Origin of the sequence: Gordonia sp. DT30 (assembly GCF_049844915.1) — a bacterium.
Classification (GTDB): Bacteria; Actinomycetota; Actinomycetes; order Mycobacteriales; family Mycobacteriaceae; genus Gordonia.
Genome location: NZ_JBNCLY010000061.1, coordinates 1 through 779, shown reverse-complemented (window position 1 = coordinate 779; position 779 = coordinate 1). Strand labels below are relative to the sequence as shown.

Genomic DNA, 779 nt, shown 5'->3' with positions numbered 1-779 from the left:
CCCCCCGTGGGAGTAGGTGTTGTTGTAAGTGTTTTAGGGCGTTCGGTGGATGCCTTGGCACCAGGAGCCGATGAAGGACGTGGTAGGCCGCGATAGTCCTCGGGGAGTTGTCAAACGAGCTGTGATCCGAGGGTGTCCGAATGGGGAAACCCAGCACGAGTGATGTCGTGTTACCACCAGCTGAATGTATAGGCTGTGTGGGGGGAACGTGGGGAAGTGAAACATCTCAGTACCCATAGGAAGAGAAAACAATAGTGATTCCGTGAGTAGTGGCGAGCGAAAGCGGAGGATGGCTAAACCATGCGCATGTGATACCGGGTAGGGGTTGTGTGTGTGGTGTTGTGGGGTCTGTCTTCTTCCATCTACCTGTGGAGGCGTGAGTGATAAAGCTGCATGCTAGGTGAAGTGGCCTGGAATGGTCTGCCGTAGACGGTGAGAGTCCGGTAGCTGAAAGCGTGTGGTCTTGCGTGATGGTGTCCCCAAGTAGCAGCGGGCTCGTGGAATCTGCTGTGAATCTGCCGGGACCACCCGGTAAGCCTGAATACTTCCTGGTGACCGATAGCGGACTAGTACCGTGAGGGAAAGGTGAAAAGTACCCCGGGAGGGGAGTGAAATAGTACCTGAAACCGGACGCTTACAATCCGTCAAAGCTTGTGGACTCTTTGGTGAGTTGCGGGTGATGGCGTGCCTTTTGAAGAATGAGCCTGCGAGTTAGTGCTCGGTGGCGAGGTTAACCCGTGTGGGGTAGCCGTAGCGAAAGCGAGTCTGAATAGGGCGTG

1 rRNA gene is annotated in these 779 nt (G+C 55.3%); it reads left to right on the top strand.

Annotated features, from left to right (window positions below):
- Positions 1-22: 22 nt before the first annotated feature.
- Positions 23-779 (top strand): 23S ribosomal RNA (locus ACLQ3C_RS21430); the annotation flags it as partial.